5 protein-coding genes are annotated in these 3260 nt (G+C 34.9%); 1 reads left to right on the forward strand and 4 read right to left on the reverse strand.

All coding sequences use genetic code 11. The features are described from left to right. Window positions 1-261, forward strand: a 261-nt coding sequence (locus tag AABE15_RS06075) for a hypothetical protein (protein WP_338330394.1), incomplete at its 5' end; no start/stop codon positions are given. An 803-nt stretch (window positions 262-1064) separates the two neighbouring features. On the opposite strand, the gene AABE15_RS06080 is transcribed toward AABE15_RS06075, so the two are convergent. From AABE15_RS06080 to AABE15_RS06095, 4 genes are all read right to left on the reverse strand, one after another. Then, window positions 1065-1403 carry a hypothetical protein gene (locus AABE15_RS06080; RefSeq protein WP_338330395.1) on the reverse strand — a complete coding sequence of 113 codons (339 nt, stop codon included), beginning with the start codon at window positions 1401-1403 and terminating at the stop codon, window positions 1065-1067. Next, window positions 1390-1572: a helix-turn-helix domain-containing protein gene (locus AABE15_RS06085; RefSeq protein ID WP_338330396.1), complete on the reverse strand. Its 183-nt coding sequence runs from the start codon at window positions 1570-1572 to the stop codon at window positions 1390-1392. Before AABE15_RS06085 ends, AABE15_RS06080 begins: the two co-directional genes overlap by 14 nt. An 85-nt stretch (window positions 1573-1657) precedes the next feature. After that, window positions 1658-2551, reverse strand: a complete 894-nt coding sequence (locus tag AABE15_RS06090; RefSeq protein ID WP_338330397.1) for a recombinase RecT — start codon at window positions 2549-2551, stop codon at window positions 1658-1660. A gap of 1 nt (window position 2552) precedes the next feature. Continuing rightward, window positions 2553-3260 (reverse strand): YqaJ viral recombinase family protein (locus tag AABE15_RS06095; protein ID WP_338330398.1); only part of this gene is annotated, 708 nt, incomplete at its 5' end.

Here is a 3260-nt window from a genome sequence, read left to right on the forward strand (position 1 = left end):
GATTATAAATATGAAAAAGATTATTTAGACTATGAATATGCCAGAACCCATAAGATTATAAACGATCAAGGAATTGCTTTTATTCTCGAAAATGGGGTTATAACTTGGGAATATTACCCATTTAAGCTAAATGAAAATGTGAGTGACCCTAAAAATATTCAAAAATTTTTAATAGAGCATGAATATTTATTGTTTATGAAGCATATATTTGTTTTGAAGCTTAAGGATGAATCATCGTATCACTCTTTGAAAAATCATTGATCAAGTATTCAATACAAAAGATAAATATTTTTATCTTTCAAGATCAGCATTTTTGAAAAATTCATAGAAGAAGGAGAATATGGAGTAGAAACTACTTTATGTGTTTAATGTATATTAGAAATAAATACTGTAAGAAATAAAAAACTAAAAGCTAAAAAAATATTAGATATTTTTAAACCATTATAAGAAATAAGTTAGCAGCTCTTTAAGAATAAGATTGTTATTACCAAAGATTTACATCAATAAGAAAGGTCAAACCATTTTGAAGGCTTTCTCTTAATTGTTATTTCTGAAAAAAACCTATTTTATCAAGGCATAAGTTAAGAAAAATCAAAAAACCTAATAAGAGCACAATCTAAATACCCTATGGTTATTTACCTTTCAGAAGATCTCTCAGACACGTTACCGCGATTGTTTTATGCACGTCCATAAAAGAAAAAGTAGAAATTAAGCAGTTCGCATTCATCAGACCAAACCCAATCCCCTTGACGTAAGCTTCTAGAATATACGATTCATGTTGTTGTGAAATGAGTATTAAGAATAAGTCAAAAGTAACTATTTTTTGCCCTAGCTTTCTAGACTTTCTTTTGAAAAATAATGTAAAAACAGCACAAACAAAGTCTATATTATGCAAATTGGCGGAGGGGATGGGATTCGAATAAGATTAATAACTAATTGAAAATTAATGATTTTTATATAGTTAGTTAAATTGATACCCCATATAATACCCCATTTTTAATTTCTATAATCCTCTATTGTTTTTAATCTTATCATTATATGTTTTGTAAGTTTAAAGCGTATCTCTACTTAAAATAAATTTTAATTAAGTTGCTTCTTTTCTTATTTTGTTTCTCTAATTCTTCTCGAGTAGCTTTTATTTCATCTTTCAAAAAGTTCTCTAGTTTATTTTTCACCTTGTTTTGATAATAACATTTTTTCGTTAACTTATAAATACGATCTTCAATCGAATAAACAAGTTTTTGAATTGTTTCTTGGTCAGGTTGGTAAAAATCAAAATTACTTAGACATTCTTTATCTTTTGAGAGATCGGATTCAAGTTCTTTTAACAAAGCTTTTTTATTTTTTTTTATTTGTATATCCAGTATCATTTTTACCATTTTACAATTATTACTTTCTTTCACTTTCCCAATTTTGTACGTCTTCTTTTAACCATCTAACGCAAATAGAGGAAAAACGTATGCGCTTAGGAAAACCTTCTTCGGCTTCCCACCGATAGAGGGTAGGGGGAGAGATTTTGAATCTCTGACAAATCTCTTCCTTTGTTAAATAGGTTTCGTGATCTTTATTCATTCTTATTTTTCCTTGTTACGGAAAAGTTGGCCCGTTACATACCCGATCCAAAAGCAACAGGCGTTAATACCGATAATGGATAGGATCATAGGGTACTCGCATTAATGTCGTTAAAGAGATTGTGAGGAACTTCTATATGTTCTGGACCTCTTGCTAAGTGGATGTTTTGATTGAAGTCGTCTAATTTAGAGGGAGGGGGCGTTTCGAGTTGTGGTGCATCGTCATTGGGATTGCTAGGAGTAAAATCGTCTGTCATAATAACGGGATCATGATGAATCAGTTCCTCATTTTCTAATTCGGTATCAGGACTGCTATCGAAAATATCTGCATCCATCGGCAGAAACTTGACCAATCGCCGTAAGGCAGTTTTTTGAGCCATCGCCTCGTAATGCTCCATCCAGACTTTAGGAATATTTCCTTTATTGTCTTTCCGACTTTCCATAATTTTGTCAATTTCGGGTTTCCTTAACACTACGAATTGCTTTTCAGTAGTACCTTTATAAAAAGCAATGGCATAAGCTCCCGTAGGCTCTCCGCGATCTCCTATAAATAAAGGTTCATGTTCGATGTCAGGCTTCGTGCCTTGGATCCATTTAAAATAGTCATTCTCGTAAACCACTTGAGCATCAATGGAAAAGATGAGGCCGCTATTTCTGACACGTTTTAACAGTCCCATATACATAGGAATGTATTGAGCGGTATATCCATTTTTTGACCAAAATTGAATAAACACCGCCTCCCGTCCATCGGGTAGCAACCCATCTTTGGCACATCGCATTGCAGCTTGAATCAAGCTTTCATGAGTACAATCCAATAGTTTTGGATTGGCTTGAACCGCCGTGACGATGGTTCTTAAGAACTTTTCAGGGGTGATATGGCTAGGTAGTAGAGATTTAAAGCGCTTTATATTTTGGCTTAACTGCCGTTGGAAATTATTCAGCTGTACTTTGGTTTTATTTTCTGCAATATGTTTATTCATGTTAACTGTTTACCTCTTTAATTCGTAAACTGCGGATTTCGGCTCGACCATTAATAATTTCTCCAGGCAATGCAGGCCTTGAGGGTTTTTCAGGGGTAATGGATAGGGTCACATAAAATCCGTTGACGATTCCTTTTTTATGTCCTTTTAGTTTTTCTAAAATGGCGTATTTGAGTTGATCTTGAGTCTGCGCAAGACTCTTTTTTGCTTCCTTAAGTTTTAGAAATTCTGCGCATAACGCGGGCAATTCATTGTCGCCAGAAAGATCAATGTCGTCCTCAACGGGCATTGGATACAACTGTTTTAAAATTTCGCTATTAATGTTGGCGCTATCGGGTGGAGGGGGTGTTTTATCATCCAACGATTTCCAAAACTGATTGACTTTCATTCTAATATTTTGAATGGTTTTTGGGTTCTCTTTATACGTAAAGATATAAGGCTCGTTCCCTCCTCGTAAGGCAGCGATCACGCCCCATTTGTAGCCTGTTGCCGCCAGCTGATGCTGCAGCTGGAGAAGGATATGAAGCGGGGGTTCATTATCGGTCCATGCTTTTGAAAAGCTAAAGTGATTGACGTTTTTGATTTCTAGACATCCAATGCCGTCTTGATCGTGGCCACTAACGATTTCGTAATCTAGGGATGCGCCCAAGTGAGGGCAGGTGTCGTCTTGAAAGTAGCCGCCTTTACGGATTTCCCATCCATTGTCTTG

The organism is Commensalibacter sp. Nvir (assembly GCF_963921845.1).
GTDB lineage: Bacteria > Pseudomonadota > Alphaproteobacteria > Acetobacterales > Acetobacteraceae > Commensalibacter.

Bases quoted from the DNA above. Each gene is read 5' to 3' on its own strand.
- AABE15_RS06085 (WP_338330396.1), bottom strand. From the start codon at position 1,572: ATGAATAAAGATCACGAAACCTATTTAACAAAGGAAGAGATTTGTCAG.
- AABE15_RS06090 (WP_338330397.1), bottom strand. From the start codon at position 2,551: ATGAATAAACATATTGCAGAAAATAAAACCAAAGTACAGCTGAATAAT.